Consider the following 17,137-nt stretch of genomic DNA (forward strand, 5'->3'; position numbering starts at 1 on the left):
GCGCCGCGGCGGGTTCCTCCTCGACCCCCGGCCCGTTCCCCCCAGGTGCCCCCGGCCGCGCGGCCCCCGGGCCCCGGTCGCGGGCGAGGGCCGGCGATCCGCGCACCCCGCCGGCGGCCCGGCGGGTGGCCGCGGTGCTCCTGGTGGCGGGGCTGCTGGCTGCGGGAACGGGCCTGACCGCCCGCCAGCTGCAAGGTACCCTGGGCGGAGCCGGGAGGTTGGTCCTGGATGAAGGCCGCCCGTGGGTCGCGCCCGCCGCACCGCCCGGCCAGGGTACGCAGCGCCGCGTGGTGACCCTGGTGACGGCCCCCGGCCTCGACCTGGCCCTGCTCCACCGCCTGGCGGCCACCGACCCCACGTGGCAGAGCCTGCTCCAGGGGGCCGCCGCAGGCCTCATGACAGCCCACACCGGGGGTTATTACGGGCGCGAGGCGGCGTACCTGACCCTGGGGGCCGGGGCGCGGGCCGTCAGCGGCCCCACGGCCGGCTGGGTGCTCCCTGGCGACCAGGTGCTGGCGCCGGGGACGGCCGCCAGCCTGTTCGACCGCTGGTGGCCCGGCCCCTCGGGCACGCCGCCCGGGGCGGAACCCGCCCTGGCCGGCAGCCCGGCCCCGGCCTCCGGGACGGAGGGGGTCCGGGGCTCGCCGGAAAGGAACGGCGGAGCGCAGGCGGCCGGTGGGCCGGAGGCCGGGGTGGAGGCCGCAGGCGACGGGGCCGCGGGCGGGGCGGCAGCGAGCACGGGTCTTCCCGGGCTGCCACCTGTGGTGCACTGGGGCGGGCACGCCCTGCAGCGTGCCAACCAGGATCTGGATCACCCCGTGCCCCTGGGGTCCCTGGCCGCCGCCCTGCACGCAGCGGGCCTGAAGGTGGCCGCCCTGGGCAACGCCGACCTGCCCTCGGGTCCCTGGGCCTCGGCCCGCCCCGGCGCCGCGCTGCTGGCGGCCGACGGCCGCGGCCGGGTCGACCTCGGCCTGGTCGACGGCCGCGCCCTCGAACCCGATCCTTCTTTCCCCGGCGGCTGGCGGACCCGGTGGGACACGGTTCTGGACGCCTGGGCGCTGGCGCGCCGGCAGGCCGCCCTGGTGGTGGTAGAGGAAGGGGACCTGGCCCGGCTGGAGGACCTGGCGCCGCTCCTGCCCGCCGGCACCCTGGAAACGGCCCGGTGGGAGGCGGCCCGCCGGCTGGGACGGGCGCTGGCGGTCATGCGAGCGGGCCTGGGCCCCGAAGACCGGCTGATCCTGCTGAACCCGGCCCCCGGCAGCGAGGCCCGGGCCACGGGCGAGACCCTGATGCCCGTCATCACCTGGGGGGCGGGCTCCGGCCTGCTGGCCAGCCCGTCCACGCGCCGGGCCGGCGTGGTGGCCAACACCGACCTGGCGCCCATGATCGCGGCCCACCTGGCGGCGCCGCCCCACCCCGCCTGGGTAGGGCGGCCCTGGCTGGTGGTGCCCGGCGAAGGGCCGCCGGGGGCCGAGGCGCTGGCCGGCCTCCACCGGCTCGATGCCGGCCTGGTGGTCAACTACCAGCGGCGAGCCGCCTTCATCCGCCTGTTCGTGGGAGCGGGCCTGGTGTTGACGGCCGGCCCGCTGCTCGGCCTCTGGCGCCGCAGCCGCCGGCTGGGCCGCTGGGTGCAGCCCCTGCTGGCCCTGGCCGCCTTCCCCCTGGCCAACCTCCTGTTGCCGGCCTGGCCTGCCGGACCGGGGTGGAGCTGGTGGTCCGGGACGCCGTCGGTGTTGCTGGCGGCGCTTTTGGCCGTCGCCCTGGCGGCCCTGGCCCGGCGCCTGGCGGGGTCGACCCTGGGGGCCTTCGGCGCCGTAGGGTTCTGGACGGCGGTGGTGACGGTGGCCGACGCCCTGGCCGGGGCCTGGCTGGCCCAGCTGACGCCCTTCGGCTATTCGCCCATCGGTGGCGCGCGCTTCTACGGCATCGGCAACGAGTACATGGGGGTGCTGATCGGCTCGGCGGCGGTGGCCGCTGCCGCCTGGGCGGAGATGCGCCGGCGGGCGGCCGCGGCGGCGCCCGGTCACCGCCGGCGGCCCGGGTGGCAACCGGCCCGGCCGCCCATGCCCGGCCAGCCGCCCGCCGGCAGGTCAGGCCGCCCGTCGGCAGGCGCCGCGGCGGTGTGGCTGGCGGACCCGAAGAGACTCGCCACCTGGTGGCGGCTGCCCGCGGCACTGGGGGTTCCGCTGACCCTGGGGGCCGTCGCCGCCGTCCTCGCCAGCCCCCGGCTGGGCAGCAACTTCGGCGGCGCCCTGTCGGCCGCCGTGGCGGCCTGCGGGCCCGCCCTGGCGTCGGCCCTGGCCGCCCGCCGGCAGCGCTTGCGCCGGCGGGCGGCGGCCGGGTTCCTCCTCCTGGGGGCGCCGGTGGCAGCCGGGCTGCTGATGGCCCTGTGGGACCGCCAGCTGGGTGCGGGGGCGACCCACGTCCTGGCCACCTGGGAGCAGGTGGAGAGCGTGGGACCCGGCGCCCTGGCGGACGTGGTGGTGCGCAAGATCGGCATGAACCTGCGACTGATGCGTTACACCAACTGGAGCTACCTATTTGTCATGCTGGTCTTCGCCTATGCCTTCGTCATCTACCGGCGCGCGGCAGTGGTACGCCGGCTGGAGCGAAGCGCGCCCGAAGCCGTGCGGGGGCTGGCGGCCGTGGCGGCAGGCAGCCTGGCGGCCCTGCTCCTGAACGACAGCGGCATCGTGGCGGCCGCCACCACCCTGGTCTACGGGGCCACCCTGCTGCTGGCCCTGGCCGCCGGCCTGGAGAGCCCCGGCACGGCGCCCTTGTCCGCCGGCCCGCCCGAAACGGGCGCGGCCCCGCGGCCGGCCCTTCCCGCAGGATCCCAGGGGCCGGCGGCGTCCGGCCGGGGCCAGGCACCGGGCAGCCGCGGCGTCGCCCCCGATCCCGGGCGGTAATCTCTGCCCGCCGTCCACCGGCGCCCCAGGACGGCAGTCCCACCAGCAATCCCTCCACGGCGCCTGCCGGTCGCCGCCCGCCGACAAGGACAACGGCCGGCAACCGGCACCCCCGGCGTTGACGCCCCGGATCCCGCTCCACCGGTGAAGATCGGTGCCGCCATGTTGTTGACACGGCGGGGCAGGTTGCTACAATGAATCCTGGTTCTCATGGACCGGGCCGGGGAATCCGCTTTTTCAGGCGGGTTCCCGAAACTGACGCCGTCAGGCGGCGGAAAGGTTGTGAAATTCGGTCACGAAAAGGGGGCGAGGCGCATGCGGGCGCTCGGGCGGCACATCTTGGCCGAGGCATACGATTGCGACCCGGCGGTGCTGGATGACGTGAATCTGGTGGAGTCGATCATGGTAGAGGCGGCACTGGCCGCCGGGGCCGAGATTCGTCAGGTCGCCTTCCACAAGTTCGCCCCCCAGGGCGTCAGTGGGGTCGTGGTGATCTCGGAGTCCCACCTGACGATCCACACGTGGCCGGAGTTGGGTTACGCCGCCATCGACGTCTTCACCTGCGGGGACCACGTCGATCCGTGGGACGCGTGCCACTACATCTTCGAGCACCTGCGGGCGGGGCGCGTCGCGGCATCGGAAACCCAGCGGGGCATTCTGGACGAACAGGACAGCCCTAGGCTGCAGCCGGTGGCCCTGCGCCGGGACGCGGCGGGTTGACTGGTGACCGCCACACCCCGGGCGGGGCGGCAGAAGTGCGGGTTCCCCGCACTTCTTTTTTTGCCCTCCAGGGCATCCTGAAACTGGTACCCCTTCAGCCGGCCTTGCCAGGGCCGGGCGGCGGCTGTGCCGCCGGCCGGTGCCGGTCCGCATCCAAGGGCCGGCCGGGCCGCGCCTGGGGCGGGCCCGGTGGGACGCCAAGCCTGCAAGCACACAGCCTGTAAGGAGGAGTGGCCGTGGAACGCACCTTCGTCATGGTCAAGCCCGACGGCGTCCAGCGCGGCCTGGTGGGCGAGATCATCGCGCGGCTGGAGCGCAAGGGCCTCAAGCTGGTTGGGCTCAAGATGGTCCAGGTCAGTGAGGAACTGGCCCGCCGCCACTACGCGGCCCATGAGGGAAAGCCCTTCTTCCCGGGGCTGATCCGCTTCATCACCTCGGCACCGGTGGTGGCCATGGTTTGGGAGGGCCGGGAGGCCGTCAACGTGGTGCGCAATCTCATGGGTCCCACCGACGGGGCCAAGGCCGCGCCCGGCACCATCCGCGGCGACCTGGCCAACGACATCGGCTTCAACCTGGTGCACGGCAGCGACTCCCTCGAGAGCGCCCGGCAGGAGATCGAGCTCTGGTTCCGGCAGGATGAACTCATCGACTGGGAAAATCATAGGGAGGCCTGGCTGTACGACCGCAGCTGAGCCATCGCCGGCAGCGGGGTGCCGGGGATCCGGGCCGGTTCATCACGGTGTCCTTGCGGGGCCGAACCGGCCCGGCCGGGCCTGCGCTGCCGGGTGCGACGGAGGCCGTCCATGACCCGGGGTCTGGAACCACAAGGCGACCGGCTGGTGGTGGCGACCGCCGAGCAGCACCTGCGGGCGGTGGCCACCCTGATCCGCCACCACGGGCGGGCCATCCTGGGGCAGTTTGACATCACGCCGCCCCAATTCGATGCCCTGCTCGTGCTCATGCGGCATCCCGACCTCACCATGGGGGAGCTCTGCCAGCACCTCTACCTGGCGTCCAGCACCGTCACCGACCTGGTCGACCGGCTGGAGCGACAGCAGCTGGTGCAGCGGGTCCGGGATCCGGCCGACCGCCGGGTGATCCGGCTGCGGCTCCTTCCCCGCGCCCGGGAACTGCTGGACGCGGTGCTGGAGGCGCGGCGCGCCTACCTGGCCCGGGTGCTGGGCCACCTGGATCCCGTGGACCGGCGGGTGTTGCTGCGTTCCCTGGAGCGCCTGGTGGACGCGATCCAGAGGGAGAGCAACGGCCAGCTTCCCGCCCTGGCCGGCAGCCCCGTCTCCCCGGGCCCCCGGCCGCAAGGGTGGGGCGGGACGGCCGATCCGGCCGGGGAGGGCGAGGCCGCAGCCGAGGCCCCGGAGCAGGATCCCGTCCCCGGCCGGAAGGGCCGCGGGGGCGGGGAAGGGAGGAGCGGGCCCGTGCGACTGGCCATCATCGGAGGAACGGGCGTATACGATCCGGAGATCCTGGACGACGTGCGCGAGGAGACGGTGGTCACGCCCTACGGGCGGGCCACCGTGCGCATCGGCAAGTTCCGCGGCCTGGAGGTGGTCTTCCTGGCCCGGCACGGCGCCGGGCACACGGTACCACCCCACAAGATCAACTACCGGGCCAACATCTATGCCCTGGCTGCGCTGGGGGTCCGCCGGGTCATCGCCACCGCCGCCGTGGGCTCCCTGCGCCAGGCCTTCGGGCCGGGCCACTTCGTCCTGGTCGACCAGTTCCTCGATTTTACTAAGAACCGCGTCTCCACCTTCTTCGAGGGCGGGGAGGCCGGGGTCGTCCACATCGACGTCACCGAGCCGTACTGCCCGGAGATCCGCAGCCACCTGGAGGCGGCCGGCAAGGCCCTGGGCCTGCCCGTGACCAACGGTGGCGTGTACGTCTGCACCGAGGGGCCGCGCTTTGAGACGCCCGCGGAGATCCGCATGTTCGAGCGCCTGGGCGGCGACCTGGTGGGCATGACCAGCGTGCCGGAGGTGGTGCTGGCCCGGGAGGCGGGCCTGTGCTACGCCACCATCGCCATGGTGACCAACTACGCCGCCGGCATCTCGGGCCAGCCCCTGACCCACGAAGAGGTGCTGGAGATCATGGCGGCCAACGGGACCAACCTGCGGCGGCTGATCCTGGAGGCCTTGCCCCGCCTGGCCGCCGAACCGGCCTGCCCGTGCGTGGCGCGCCCTGCCCCCCTCAAGGTGGCGGCGGCCACCGGCGGGGAGGAGGAACCCCGGCCGTGACGCCGCCCGTCCCGTCCCGGATCCGGGATCCCGGGCTGGCGGCATCCGGTTGGCAGAAGATCCGCTGGGTCGAGCCCCGCATGCCCGTGGTGGCGGCGCTGGAACGCCGCCTGGCGGAAGAGGCGACCCTGGCGGGCCGCCGGGTCGCCATCTGCCTGCACCTGGAGGCCAAGACGGCGCGCATGGCCCTGGCGCTGCAGCGGGCCGGCGCCCAGGTGGCCATCTGCGGTTCCAATCCCCTCTCCACCCAGGACGACGTGGCCGCCGCCCTGGCCGGGGCCGGGGTGGCGGTGTACGCCTGGCACGGCGCCACGCCGGAGGAGTATGTGGAATTCATCGACCAGACCCTGGCCTTCCGCCCCCACCTGGTGCTGGACGACGGCGGGGATCTGGTGGCCCACCTGCACACCCGGCGCCGGGAGTGGCTTGAGGGCGTGCGGGGCGGCGCCGAGGAGACCACCACCGGCGTCCTGCGCCTGCGCGCCATGGCCCGGGACGGCGTGTTGCGGTTTCCCATGGCGGCCACCAACCACGCCGCCATGAAGCACCGGTTCGACAACCGGTACGGAACGGGGCAATCGGTCTGGGACGGCATCATGCGCCTGACCAACCTGGTGGTGGCGGGCAAGACCGTGGTGGTCTGCGGCTACGGGTGGTGCGGCAAGGGCGTGGCGGAGCGGGCCCGGGGACTGGGCGCCCGGGTGGTGGTCTGCGAGGTGGACCCCATCCGGGCCAACGAGGCCCTGATGGACGGCCACCAGGTGATGCCGTCGGACGAGGCGGCGGCGCTGGGGGACGTGTTCGTCACCGTCACCGGGTGCCGCGACGTGCTGGTGGAACGCCACTTCCGGCGCATGAAGGACGGGGCGCTCCTGGCCAATGCGGGCCACTTCGATGTAGAGATCGCCAAGGCCGATCTGGAGGCGCTGGCCCAGCGGGTGGAGGAGGCGCGGCCCGGCGTCCGGACCTACTTGCTGCCCGGCGGTCGCCGCCTTCACCTGCTGGCCGACGGGCGACTGGTCAACCTGGCGGGTGGGGACGGCCACCCGGCCGAGATCATGGACCTGTCCTTCGGCCTGCAGCTCCTCGCCCTGGCCTGGATCGACCGGGAAGCCGAGCGGCTGGGGCCAGGGGTCTTTGCCCTGCCCGACGAGCTGGACCGGGAAGTGGCCGCCCTGCGGCTGCAGGCCCTGGGGATCGCCATCGACACCCTGCGGCCGGAACAGGCGGCCTACCTGGCCGGCTGGCGGGAGGGCACCGCCTAGGCCGGGGACAGCCGAGCGGCGAAAGGAGGACGGGCGATGCCGTCACGGGTGCTGATCGAGGGCGGCTGGGTGTTCGCGGGCGAGGGGAGCGGGCCCTTCGACATTGTCGGTGACGGGGTCGTGGCCGTGGAGGGCGAGCGCATCATCTACGCCGGACCGGCCTCGGGCCTGGATCCCAGCTGGCAGCCCACCCGGCGCATCGACGCGCGGGGGAAGATCGTCCTGCCGGGCCTGGTGAACGCCCACACCCACCACGCCATGTCCCTGTTGAGGGGGTACGCCGACGACGTGCCCCTCATGCCCTGGCTGGAGGAACACATCTGGCCGGCCGAAGCCCACCTGACCGGTGACGACGTCTACTGGGGCACCCTGCTGGCCATCGCCGAATCGCTGCTGGCCGGTGTCACCACCTTCGCCGACATGTATTTCTTCATGGACCGGGTGGCGCAGGCCGTGCTGGAGACGGGGGTGCGGGCCCACCTCTCCCGCGGCCTGATCGGCGTCGCGCCGGGGTCGGACCGGGCCCTGGAGGAAGGCAAGGCGCTGGTCAGCGGCTTCCATGGCGCGGGGGACGGCCGCATCCGCTGCGCCCTGGCGCCCCATGCGCCCTACACCTGCCCGCCGCCCTACGTGGCGCGGGTGCTGGAGGCCGCGGCGGCCCTGGGCTGCCCCATCCACACCCACCTGGCCGAGACCCGGGCGGAGGTCGAGCAGATCCGCGCCCAGTACGGCAAGAGCCCGATCCAGCACTTCGCCGAGCTGGGCGTGTTCCAGCACGAGACCCTGGCGGCCCACTGCGTCCACCTGGACGAGGCCGACATCGCCCTGCTGGCGGAACACCGGGTGGGCGTCGCCCACAACCCCATCTCCAACTGCAAGCTGGCCAGCGGCATCGCCCCGGTACCGGAGCTGCTGGCGGCGGGGGTGACGGTGGGCCTGGCCTCCGACGGAGCCGCCAGCACCAACCACCTGGACCTGTTCGAAGAGATGCGCCTGGCCGCCAACCTGCAAAAGGTGAGCCGCTACGACGCCACGGCCCTGCCGGCCTGGCAGGTGCTGCGCCTGGCCACCGTGGGCGGCGCCCGGGCGCTGGGCTTCGATCGCCTGGGCTGCCTGGCGCCGGGTTACCTGGCCGACATCGTGATCCTCGACCTGCGGGCGCCCCACCTGTGGCCGCGGCACGATCTGACCAGCCTGGTGGTGTACTCGGCCAAGGCCGCCGACGTGGACACGGTGCTGGTCCACGGCAAGGTGCTGGTGGACGGCGGCGAGCTGCTCACCATCGACCTGGAACGGGTGGAACACGAGACCCAGCAGCGGGCCGAGCGGCTGGCCCGCCTCGGGCGGGCCGCCCGGACGGGCCCGGCCGACGAGAACCCGCCCGCGCCAGCCGGGGAGGCGGCGGACCCGTCACCCCGGGGCGGTGCCGCGCAGTGACCGTGGTCAGTAGCCGCGGGCCTTGTCGACCACGTTGCGCAGGGGCCGGCCCTGGCGGAACCGCCGCAGGTTGTCGAGGAAGAGCTCCAGCGCCGCCCCGGTGTAATCCCGCATGGCGCCGGCGTTGTGGGGGGTGATGAGGACGTTGTCCAGCCCCCAGAGCGGGTGATGGGGCGGCAGCGGCTCCTCGGCGAAGACGTCCAGGCCGGCCCCGGCGATCCGCCGCGCCCGCAGCGCCTCCACCAGGGCCTCCTCGTCCACCACGGCGCCCCGGGCGATGTTGATGAGGAACGCGTCGGGCCGCATGGCGGCCAGTTCGTCCCGGCCGATCAGGTGGCGGGTCTCGGCCGTCAGCGCCGCGCTGACCACCACCCACTGGGCCGGCTCCAGGATGCGCCGGATCTCGCCCGGTCCCACCACCAGCTCGATGCCTTCCTCGGGCTCGGGGTTGCGGCGGCAGGCCAGCACGCGCATGCCAAAGGCCCTGGCGCGGCGGGCCACCTCCCGGCCGATGGCTCCCAGGCCGACCACGGCCAGGGTCTCGCCCGCCAGCTCCCGGGTAGGCAGGCGGCGCCACTGGGCCCGCCGCTGCTGGTCCAGGTAGCCGGGCAGGTTCCGGGCCCACGCCAGCATGAACATGAAGACGTGGTCGGCGATGGTGGCGGCATGCATCCCCCGGGCGTTGGTCAGGATCACCGGGTGGTCCCGCAGCTGGGGCACGGCCGCCAGCATGGCGTCGACCCCCGCGTAGGCACACTGGATCCAGCGCAGGTTGCGCGCCGCGGCCAGCCGTTCCGGCGTCAGCTCCCGCCCGAAGAGGAACGCCACGCTGGCCACGGCAAAAGCCCGGTCGAGCTCTTCCGGAGGAACCCGGCCGGCGAGGAGGCGGAGCCGGGCCTCGGGGACCTCTGCGGCCAGCCGCTGGGCCTGGGCGGGGGTCAGGGGCACGGTACATAGAATTTCGATGGTCACGGCAGATCGACCTCCCACAGCCACGGGGTTCCGCCCTGGTGATTCCCCACGGCCCGGCCGGTTCCTCGTGGCCGGCCGCACCGGGGTCTCGGGATCCCTGCGACCGGCCGGGCGGGGAAGGCCGGCGTCCCCCGCCACCCCACCGCGGCGGCGGGCGGCATCCGCCGCGGCCCCAGGCCGGCAGGCTGCGGCCCGTGGCCCAGGGATGGAGGCCCGTGGCCCAGGGGCGACGAAGGAGGCCGGGAATGGGCATCACCCTCTACCTGATCCGCCATGGTGAAACGGACTGGAACCGGGCCGGCGTCTACCAGGGCCAGAAGGATACCGCCCTCTCCCCGCGGGGGCGCCAGCAGGCCCGCGCCCTGGGGCGGCGCTTCGCCCACCACCCCCTGGACCTGGTGCTGGCCAGCGACCTGAAACGGGCGGTCGAAACCGCCCGGGCCGTGGCCGGCAGCCGCCGGCCGCCCGTTCCTCTGGAGACGGACCCGCGCCTGCGGGAGATGAACTTCGGCGCCTGGGAAGGGCTGGCGGCGGCCGAGATCCGCGCCCGTTACGCCGACGACTATGCCGCGTATCAGGCCGATCCCTTCGAAGGGCGCCCCACCGGTGGCGAAACCTTCCGGGAGCTGGGCGAGCGGGCCTGGGACGCCGTGGACGAGCGTCTCCGGCGCCCTGGTCTCCGGCGGCTGGCCGTGGTGGCCCACGGGGGTACCGTCAAGGCGCTGCTCTGCCGCCTGCTGGAGCTGCCACCGGCCATGCGGACCCGGATGCTGATCGACAACACCGGCGTGACGGCGGTCGAGCTGCGGGAGGGGCGGCCCCCCCTGCTGCGGTATCTCAACGATACCTGTCACCTGCGCCGCCCCGGCTCCTTGCGGCCGGAAGAAGCCTAGGGCGGGAGGCGGGTCGCGCCGCATCGGGGCGGAAGGGGAGGGGGCGCCTTGGACGGCACCAGCCCGGCTCCGGGCCTTGAGGACGAATCCTGCCCGGCGGGTGGCACCCGCCCGGCGGAGAGCGCGCAACCAGGCAGCGGCACCCACCAGGCGGGGCTCGCCGGGGCTCTCCCCGTCACCCGCGCGGCGGGAGCGCCGGCGGGTGGGCCGGAAGCGGGCCCGGGCCCGGAGGCGGCACCAGGACCCGGAACCCGGGCCGGTCAGCCCCCGGGCACCTCTCCGCCGGAGGAGGAACCCGAGGGACCTGCAGGTCCCGGGGCTTCTCCATCCGCGCCGGGTTCACCCCCGGGCGGCGGGTCCCCGTCCCTGGCCGCCCTGGTGGAGGCGGCCTTCCGCCCCGGCGGCCTGCTGGAGCGGCTGGTACCGGGCTACCAGTACCGCCCTGGCCAGGTGGAGATGGCGCTGGAGGTGGCCGCCGCCCTGGAGGAGGGACGCCACCTGGCGGTGGAGGCGGCGACGGGCATCGGCAAGAGCCTGGCCTACCTGATCCCTGCCGCCCTCTGGGCCCACCGCCACCGCACCCGGGTGGTGATCGCCACCCATACCGTGGCCCTTCAGGACCAGCTGCGGGCGCGCGACCTGCCGGTGGTGGAGCGGCTGGTGCCCGTTACGACCGCCGTGCTCAAGGGCTTTGGCCAGTATGCCTGCCGCCTGCAGGCCGCGGCGGTTCTGGACGAACTGGCCGCCGGCCGCCCGGTGCTGTGGTCCGCCGCCGGGGGACGCGGCACCCCGGACGAGAGGGGGGTGGGCGGCGCCGCTCCAGAAACGGCGGCCGGCGGCGCGGCGCCGGACCCCGAGGTCACGGGCCCGGGCATCGTCCCCGAAGCCCTCGCGGCGACCGCCGCGGGCGATCCCGCCCGCGCCCTGGCCCACTGGCTTGAGTCCACCGCCACCGGCGAGCTGTCCGAACTGGCCCATCCCGTCCTGGGCCGCCTGGCCCCGCGCCTCGGCGTGGACGCCGGCTCCTGCCTGGGTGCAGCCTGCCCGGCGGCCCGGAGCTGCTTCCCCCTGATGGCCCGGGAGAACGCGCAGAAGGCCGCCCTCATCGTCACCAACCACGCCCTGCTCCTGGCCGACTGGGCGGCCGGGGGCCGCCTCCTCCCCGCCTGCGACGCCCTGATCCTGGATGAAGCCCATCATCTGGAGGACGTGGCCGCCCAGCAGCTGGGCTGCCGGCTGAACCCCGCCGAGCTGCTTCGCGTGCTGGGAACCGCAGCCCCGTCCCGGCGTCCTGCGGCGGGCTTCGCCCCAGCGGGCGCCGGGGACGGGAGGCCGCGGCGGGAGGCGCCCGGCGGCCCGTTCTCCGCGGATCAGGCCGTTCCGGCCGCGGGTGGCCAGGGGGTCCCGCCCTCCACCAGCGGCGGCCACGACCTTCCCGCACGGGTTGCCCGCGCCCGCGCCGCGCTGGAAGGGCTGGCCACGGCGCTGGAGGCGGCGGCCGCCACCGCCGGTGGCGGTGCGGCCCGGCTGCCGCAGGATTGGAGGGAGGGGCGGGGCTCGCCCCTTCACCGGCAGCTGGCCCGGGCCCTGGCGGAGGCGGCAGAGAGCCTGCCCGCCCTGGCCGAAGCCCTGGACCGCCAGCCCCCGCCCGTGGAAGAGCGGGCCTATCTGGCCTTCCGGCGCCTGCGGCAGCGGGTTCAGGAGGCCGTGGCGGCCGTGGCGCGGCTGCAGGAGGCGGACGGGCTGTGCACCTGGGTGGAAGCCCATCCTGCCGGCCCCCGGTTGAGTGCGGCCCCTGTGGTGGCTGCCGCGGATCTGGAGCCCCTGTTCGCCAGCGTCCCGGCGGTGCTGGCCTCGGCTACCCTGCCCCGGGACGACCACTGGCTCCGGCGCCTGGGCATCGCGGGGGCCCGCCGCCGGTTCATCCCGTCACCCTTCGACTTCCCCCGCCAGGCGCTGCTGGCGGTGGTGACCGACGCGCCGCGCCCGCCCAGCCACCGCGACGAAGTCTACGCCGGGGAGCTGGCCCGCCGGCTGCTGCCCCTGATTGCCGCCATCCCCGGCGGCGTGCTGGTCCTGTTCACGGCCCGGTGGGCCCTTGAAGCCGTAGGGGAGCAGCTGCGGCCGGCCCTCCGCGCCCTGGGCCGGCGGCCCGCGCTGCAGGACCGCGACGGGCCCCGCGGCCGGCTGGTGGCGGCCCTGGCGGGCGGCCGGGTGGACGTGCTGATGGGGGTCGACAGCCTCTGGGAGGGAATCGACGTCCCCGGCCGGCGGCTGGAGGGGGTGATCCTCACCCGCCTGCCTTTCGACCCGCCGGGAGACCCCCTGACGGCAGCCCGCTGCGACGTCATCGCCGCCGCCGGGGGCTCGGCCTTCTTCCAGTATCAGCTGCCGCGCGCAGCCGTCAGATTAAAGCAGGGCTTTGGACGCTTGATCCGAGGCCCGGCGGACCGGGGCGTGGTGGTGGTCCTGGACCCGCGCCTGGCGCCGGGTTCCTCCCGGTACGCGACCCTGCTGCTGGACAGCCTGCCTCCGGCCGCTCGCTGGGTGGGGCCGGCGTCCGAGGCCGTCCAGGTGGTGGGCCGCTGGTTCACCCGGGCGGGGCGGGCGGGTGACGGCGACCACGGCCCGGGTTGAACAGCCTGGGGGAGGGCTGTGTCCCGGCGCGTGTCCGCCGGCGCCGGGGACTCGGCCCCGGCGTGCCCCGCCTTGCGCATCGCAACGGCCCTCGGGGGCCGCCGCGGCGACGCCCGGCAGGCCGGCGACCGGTCCCCTCGGGCGCCCTGGCCGGACATCCGGGCGGCCCGGCCGCAGCGGGGCGGGCTGGCCGGTGCAGCTGGTTCGTGGTACCATCCCAATAATCCCGGTGCCGGGCGCTGCTCGCAGGGTCGATCCGGGCCGCCCGGCGCCGTCCCGACGGACCCTATTTCAGGAGGCACGAGCGTTGCGCGTTCTACTGGTCAACGACGACGGGGTGTACAGCCAGGGGATCCAGACGCTGCGGGCCACGCTGGAGGAGCGGACGGGCTGGGAGGTCTACGTGGTGGCCCCCGATCGCCAGCGCAGCGCCTCCGGCCATGCCATCACCCTGCACAAGCCCCTGTACCTGGACCCCGTGGAGATCCCCGGCGCCCGCTCGCCGGTCTACGCGGTAAGCGGCACGCCGGCCGACTGCACCAAGATCGGGCTGCTGGCGGTCCTGCCGGGCCCGTGCGACCTGGTGATCTCCGGCATCAACCGCGGAGGGAACCTGGGCTTCGACGTGCTGTACTCGGGCACCGTGTCGGCGGCCATCGAAGGCGTCATCATGGGCGTCCCGGCCATTGCCGTCAGCCTGGCGGCCTGGGAAGACCCCGATTACGGGCCTGCGGCCGAGTTCACGGCCCGCCTGGCGGAGCTGGTGGCAAGGGAAGGACTGCCGCCGGGCGTCCTGCTGAACGTCAACGTCCCGCCCCTGCCGGCGGAGCGGATGGCGGGCGTGGCCCTGACGGTGCTCAGCCGCCGGATGTACAGGGACCGTTTCGAGAAGCGCCTGGATCCCCGCGGCCGCCCGTATTACTGGCTGGCCGGGGAGCCGGTGCAGGAACCGCCCTCGGTGGAAACGGACGTGGGGGCCGTACGGGCGGGTTACATCTCCGTCACCGCCCTCCACCTGCAGCTGTCGGACCACCAGACCATGGCGCGACTGGAGGCCTGGCGGCCGCAGCTGGAAGCCGGCCTGGGCACCGCACGTGGCCTGGACGCCGCAGGCCGGGCCCAGGTCCGGCCGGAAGCCTGAAGCCCGCGGCAGGAGTCCTTTTCCCTGCCGGTTGAACGCCGGTTGAACCCGCCGCGCGCGCGGCCTTACCTTTTCGCGGGGCGCCCGTGCTGGGGCGCGCGGGGCCTCCAAGCCACCGGCTCGCGGAAGACGGGGCCGGTTTTTGCTAGGGTACCATCCCGCCCTGGCGGCCACGATAGGAACGGGCCGCGGTTCCCGGAACGAACCGGCCGGATCCAGCACCCCGGCCGGTTCGACCGGCCCGCGGCCACGGACCCCGTCGTCGCGGTCGTACGCCGATCGCCCCATGCCTCCGATCCCCGGGCCACGGCCTACCGGGCCGGTGCGCTGCGCGCGCACCGGCCCGCGGCTTGGTCCGGGGTCGCCGCGCCGGGGTACGCCCGTGGCCCGGAGCCGCGGCACGGGCCCCCGAAGATGCCCTGGCGTCCCTCCGGCAGCGTTCTAACCCTCCTGCGCCCGACATAGGGATCTCCCGTACGGGCCCGCGCGCGTCGCGCGGGGAGCCCGGAAGGGGGGATCGGACCGTGCAGGGAGCCGACGCCCGGGAGCGTTTCCGCACCCCGCCGCCGTTCCACGCCCGCGCCGTGCTGGTGGGCGCGGCCGTGTCCCTGGTGCTGGTGGTCCTGGCGTCGGGGGTTCTGGCCCTGGCGGTGTACTTCACGGCACTCAACGAGTACCAGCTCAACGCCTTTCTTTACTACCTCGGGATGCTGGCGACCGCTGCCGGCGGGCTGGTGGCGGCCCGCGCCGCCGACCACAAGGGCTGGCTGCACGGTGGAGCCGCCGGCCTGCTGTACGTGCTGATCGGCAGCGCCCTGGGCCACTGGCTCTTTCCCGCGGAACCCACGCCCCTGGCCCAGCTGGGGCCCCGCATGTTGCTGGGGTTCATCCTCGGCGCCATCGGCGGGGCCGTGGGGATGCTGCTCTAGCCCGTGGCCTCCCCGGCCGCCATCAGACCGCCGCAGCCCGCGGCGGCACCGGTGTCCGGCGGTACCCCGGCGCCGGCCCCCGGCCCCACCGGGCCAGGGCCCCCTTCCGGCCCGCGCCCTTCCACCTGGCGGGTACCCAGGACGGGACCCCTGGAGGCCAGACGGTGGTGAAGGAACGTTCCATGCAGGGAATCCCTGCCCCCGACCCGGACATGCCCTCGAGCCACGGGACCGACCCGGGGCTCGCCCCGGAACCGGAGGTTCGCCGGCCCTGCCCCGGGACGGGAGGCCGAAAGCTCCGTACCGCCGGACCTGCGGCCGCGCTGGTGCCACCCGCTCCGGCTCCGCTGGCGGCCGTCGGGGTGGTCCGCCCCGGCCGGCGAAGCGCCGGGGCGGGTGGGGCCCCGCGCCCGTCCCGGAGAACCTCGGCCAGCCTGTCCCCGGCCGCCTCCGTGCTCCCCGCGGCAGGTCCGTCCTCGCCGTGCCGCCGCGGTCCCGCCCCGGGGGAAGGCGGCAGCGGGAACCCGGGGTTCCTGGGCCGCGCGCGCCGGGTCGCGCCCGGTGAGACAGCGGGTGGCCCATCCTCCCGGGCGGGCTCGTCCCGTGCCCAGGCGGGGCAAAGGACCGCAACCCCTCCGCCCTGGCACTGGCTGCCGCTGCTGGTAGCCTGCCTGGTCGCGGCCCTGGCCGGCTGGGGTGTGGGCAAGGTCTGGACCGAGGGGGTTGCCATTTCAAACCCCTCGGGCGCCGGCGTCCCGGAGGGAACGCCGGACCTCCGGCCGGGCCACGCCGCGGCAGGGGCGGGCCCGTTGGGGTTGCAGGCCCAAACCGTTCTGGCCGCCGAACCGCGGGTGCACGTGGTGCAAAAGGGGGAGACCTTGTACCGCATTGCTCGCCGCTACGGCGTACCGGTGGAGGAACTGGCCCGGTACAACGGGCTCACAGACCCGGCCCGCATCGAGGCGGGCCAGCGCCTGCGCATCCCCGGCGCGGCCGGCTTCACGGCGGCGGGGCAAGCCCCGGACGCGGGTCCCGGCGCGGCATCCGGCCCGGGAACGGCTGCAAGCCGGGATCCGGGCGCCGCGCCCGGAAGCAATTCACCCGGTTCCGGCCGGCCGGGAACGGGCCCCGGCGGGGCATCCGGTCCGGGAACCGGAGAGGGCGGGGTGCGGGCGGGGGGCGAGGACCCCTCGGGTTCGACGAAGGAAACCAGACTGGGGGGCGGCGGCAACGCCGCGGAAGGCGGCCTGGTGGCCCTGACCTTCAACGACGGCCCCGATCCCGTCACCTGGCCCGCCCTGCTGGCGGTGCTGGAGGAGCATGACGTCAAGGCGACCTTCTTCCTGGAAGGTGCCCGGTCGCAGCAACACCCCCAGCTGGTGCAGGAGCTGGCGCGGCGGGGCCACCAGGTGGAAAACCACGGCTGGAGCCACCGTAGTCCCCACGAGCTGGGGGAGGCGGCGACCCGGGCCGAGATCCGCAGGACCGCGGCCTTGCTGGCACGGCTGGCTGGCCGGCCCCCCCTGTATTACCGGCCGGCCGGTGACCTGCGCGACCCGGCCGTCTTCCGCTGGGCGCGGGAAGAAGGCCACCGCGTCCTGCTGTGGACCAACATCGGCGCCCAGGACGTGCCGCCCCTGCCACCGGACCAGCTGGCGGCCCGGGTCGCCGCCAGCGCCTACAACGGGGCCGTCCTGATGCTCCACGCCACCCAACGGGCCACCATCGAGGCCCTGCCCCTGCTTCTGCAGCGCCTTGATGCCAGGGCCCTGCGCCCCGTGACGGTCGACCAGCTGCTGGACGCCTTGCAGGCCGCCACCCCTCAGGGCGAGGCCGCGCCCGCTACCGGCCCGGGCGCCGCCGGAGACGCCGCCGGACCCGTCTCCACGCCGCCTTCCACCGGCGGGTCGGGGTGACAGGAGGGAGGGGATCCATCCGGCCCCGTTCCGGCCACCGGCGGAGGAGACCGTCCCGCCCGCAGG

General features: G+C 75.0%; 12 protein-coding genes and 1 pseudogene. 12 read left to right on the plus strand and 1 reads right to left on the minus strand.

All coding sequences use genetic code 11. The features are described 5' to 3' along the window. The first annotated feature begins 125 nt into the window (after positions 1-125). The 7 genes and pseudogenes from THESUDRAFT_RS15140 to THESUDRAFT_RS10940 all read left to right on the plus strand — a co-directional run bounded on the left by THESUDRAFT_RS15140 (position 126) and on the right by THESUDRAFT_RS10940 (position 8,583). A complete protein-coding gene (locus THESUDRAFT_RS15140; RefSeq protein WP_156821926.1) occupies positions 126-2,909 on the plus strand; it encodes a hypothetical protein in 2,784 nt (927 codons plus the stop codon). A 315-nt stretch (positions 2,910-3,224) separates the two neighbouring features. Continuing rightward, entirely contained in the window at positions 3,225-3,629 is a 405-nt protein-coding gene (gene speD / locus THESUDRAFT_RS10920) for an adenosylmethionine decarboxylase (RefSeq protein WP_006904850.1), read from the plus strand. Positions 3,630-3,865: 236 nt separating this feature from the next. Then, positions 3,866-4,321 carry a nucleoside-diphosphate kinase gene (ndk, locus tag THESUDRAFT_RS10925; RefSeq protein ID WP_006904851.1) on the plus strand — a complete coding sequence of 152 codons (456 nt, stop codon included), beginning with the start codon at positions 3,866-3,868 and terminating at the stop codon, positions 4,319-4,321. A 111-nt stretch (positions 4,322-4,432) separates the two neighbouring features. After that, positions 4,433-4,714: pseudogene (locus tag THESUDRAFT_RS15145) on the plus strand (MarR family winged helix-turn-helix transcriptional regulator); the annotation flags it as partial. A 348-nt stretch (positions 4,715-5,062) separates the two neighbouring features. After that, positions 5,063-5,881: an S-methyl-5'-thioadenosine phosphorylase gene (gene mtnP, locus THESUDRAFT_RS14750; RefSeq protein WP_051009345.1), complete on the plus strand. Its 819-nt coding sequence runs from the start codon at positions 5,063-5,065 to the stop codon at positions 5,879-5,881. Further along, positions 5,878-7,146 (plus strand): adenosylhomocysteinase, encoded by a 1,269-nt coding sequence (locus THESUDRAFT_RS10935; protein ID WP_006904853.1) that lies wholly within the window; start codon positions 5,878-5,880, stop codon positions 7,144-7,146. Before mtnP ends, THESUDRAFT_RS10935 begins: the two co-directional genes overlap by 4 nt. Before the next feature lie 36 nt (positions 7,147-7,182). Further along, positions 7,183-8,583, plus strand: coding sequence for an amidohydrolase (locus THESUDRAFT_RS10940; RefSeq protein ID WP_006904854.1), 1,401 nt, complete (start codon positions 7,183-7,185; stop codon positions 8,581-8,583). Between the two features lie 6 nt (positions 8,584-8,589). On the opposite strand, the gene THESUDRAFT_RS10945 is transcribed toward THESUDRAFT_RS10940, so the two are convergent. Continuing rightward, positions 8,590-9,555 carry a D-2-hydroxyacid dehydrogenase gene (locus THESUDRAFT_RS10945; protein WP_006904855.1) on the minus strand — a complete coding sequence of 322 codons (966 nt, stop codon included), beginning with the start codon at positions 9,553-9,555 and terminating at the stop codon, positions 8,590-8,592. A 245-nt stretch (positions 9,556-9,800) separates the two neighbouring features. Between THESUDRAFT_RS10945 and THESUDRAFT_RS10950 the strand changes: the two genes are divergently transcribed. From THESUDRAFT_RS10950 to THESUDRAFT_RS13755, 5 genes are all read left to right on the plus strand, one after another. Next, positions 9,801-10,448: a histidine phosphatase family protein gene (locus tag THESUDRAFT_RS10950; protein ID WP_006904856.1), complete on the plus strand. Its 648-nt coding sequence runs from the start codon at positions 9,801-9,803 to the stop codon at positions 10,446-10,448. Between the two features lie 48 nt (positions 10,449-10,496). After that, a complete protein-coding gene (locus tag THESUDRAFT_RS10955; protein ID WP_006904857.1) occupies positions 10,497-13,085 on the plus strand; it encodes an ATP-dependent DNA helicase in 2,589 nt (862 codons plus the stop codon). Between the two features lie 307 nt (positions 13,086-13,392). Beyond that, positions 13,393-14,226, plus strand: coding sequence for a 5'/3'-nucleotidase SurE (gene surE / locus THESUDRAFT_RS10960; protein WP_006904858.1), 834 nt, complete (start codon positions 13,393-13,395; stop codon positions 14,224-14,226). A gap of 524 nt (positions 14,227-14,750) precedes the next feature. Next, on the plus strand, positions 14,751-15,155 hold the full coding sequence (locus THESUDRAFT_RS10965) for a TIGR04086 family membrane protein (protein ID WP_006904859.1): 405 nt from the start codon (positions 14,751-14,753) through the stop codon (positions 15,153-15,155). Between the two features lie 815 nt (positions 15,156-15,970). Next, on the plus strand, positions 15,971-17,071 hold the full coding sequence (locus THESUDRAFT_RS13755; protein ID WP_051009336.1) for a polysaccharide deacetylase family protein: 1,101 nt from the start codon (positions 15,971-15,973) through the stop codon (positions 17,069-17,071). Positions 17,072-17,137 lie beyond the last annotated feature (66 nt).

The sequence above is a fragment of the Thermaerobacter subterraneus DSM 13965 genome, from assembly GCF_000183545.2.
Taxonomy (GTDB): domain Bacteria; phylum Bacillota; class Sulfobacillia; order Thermaerobacterales; family Thermaerobacteraceae; genus Thermaerobacter; species Thermaerobacter subterraneus.

Coding starts and splice junctions, on each gene's coding strand:
- speD (WP_006904850.1), top strand. CDS start 3,225: ATGCGGGCGCTCGGGCGGCACATCTTGGCCGAGGCATACGATTGCGAC.
- THESUDRAFT_RS10940 (WP_006904854.1), top strand. CDS start 7,183: ATGCCGTCACGGGTGCTGATCGAGGGCGGCTGGGTGTTCGCGGGCGAG.
- THESUDRAFT_RS10950 (WP_006904856.1), top strand. CDS start 9,801: ATGGGCATCACCCTCTACCTGATCCGCCATGGTGAAACGGACTGGAAC.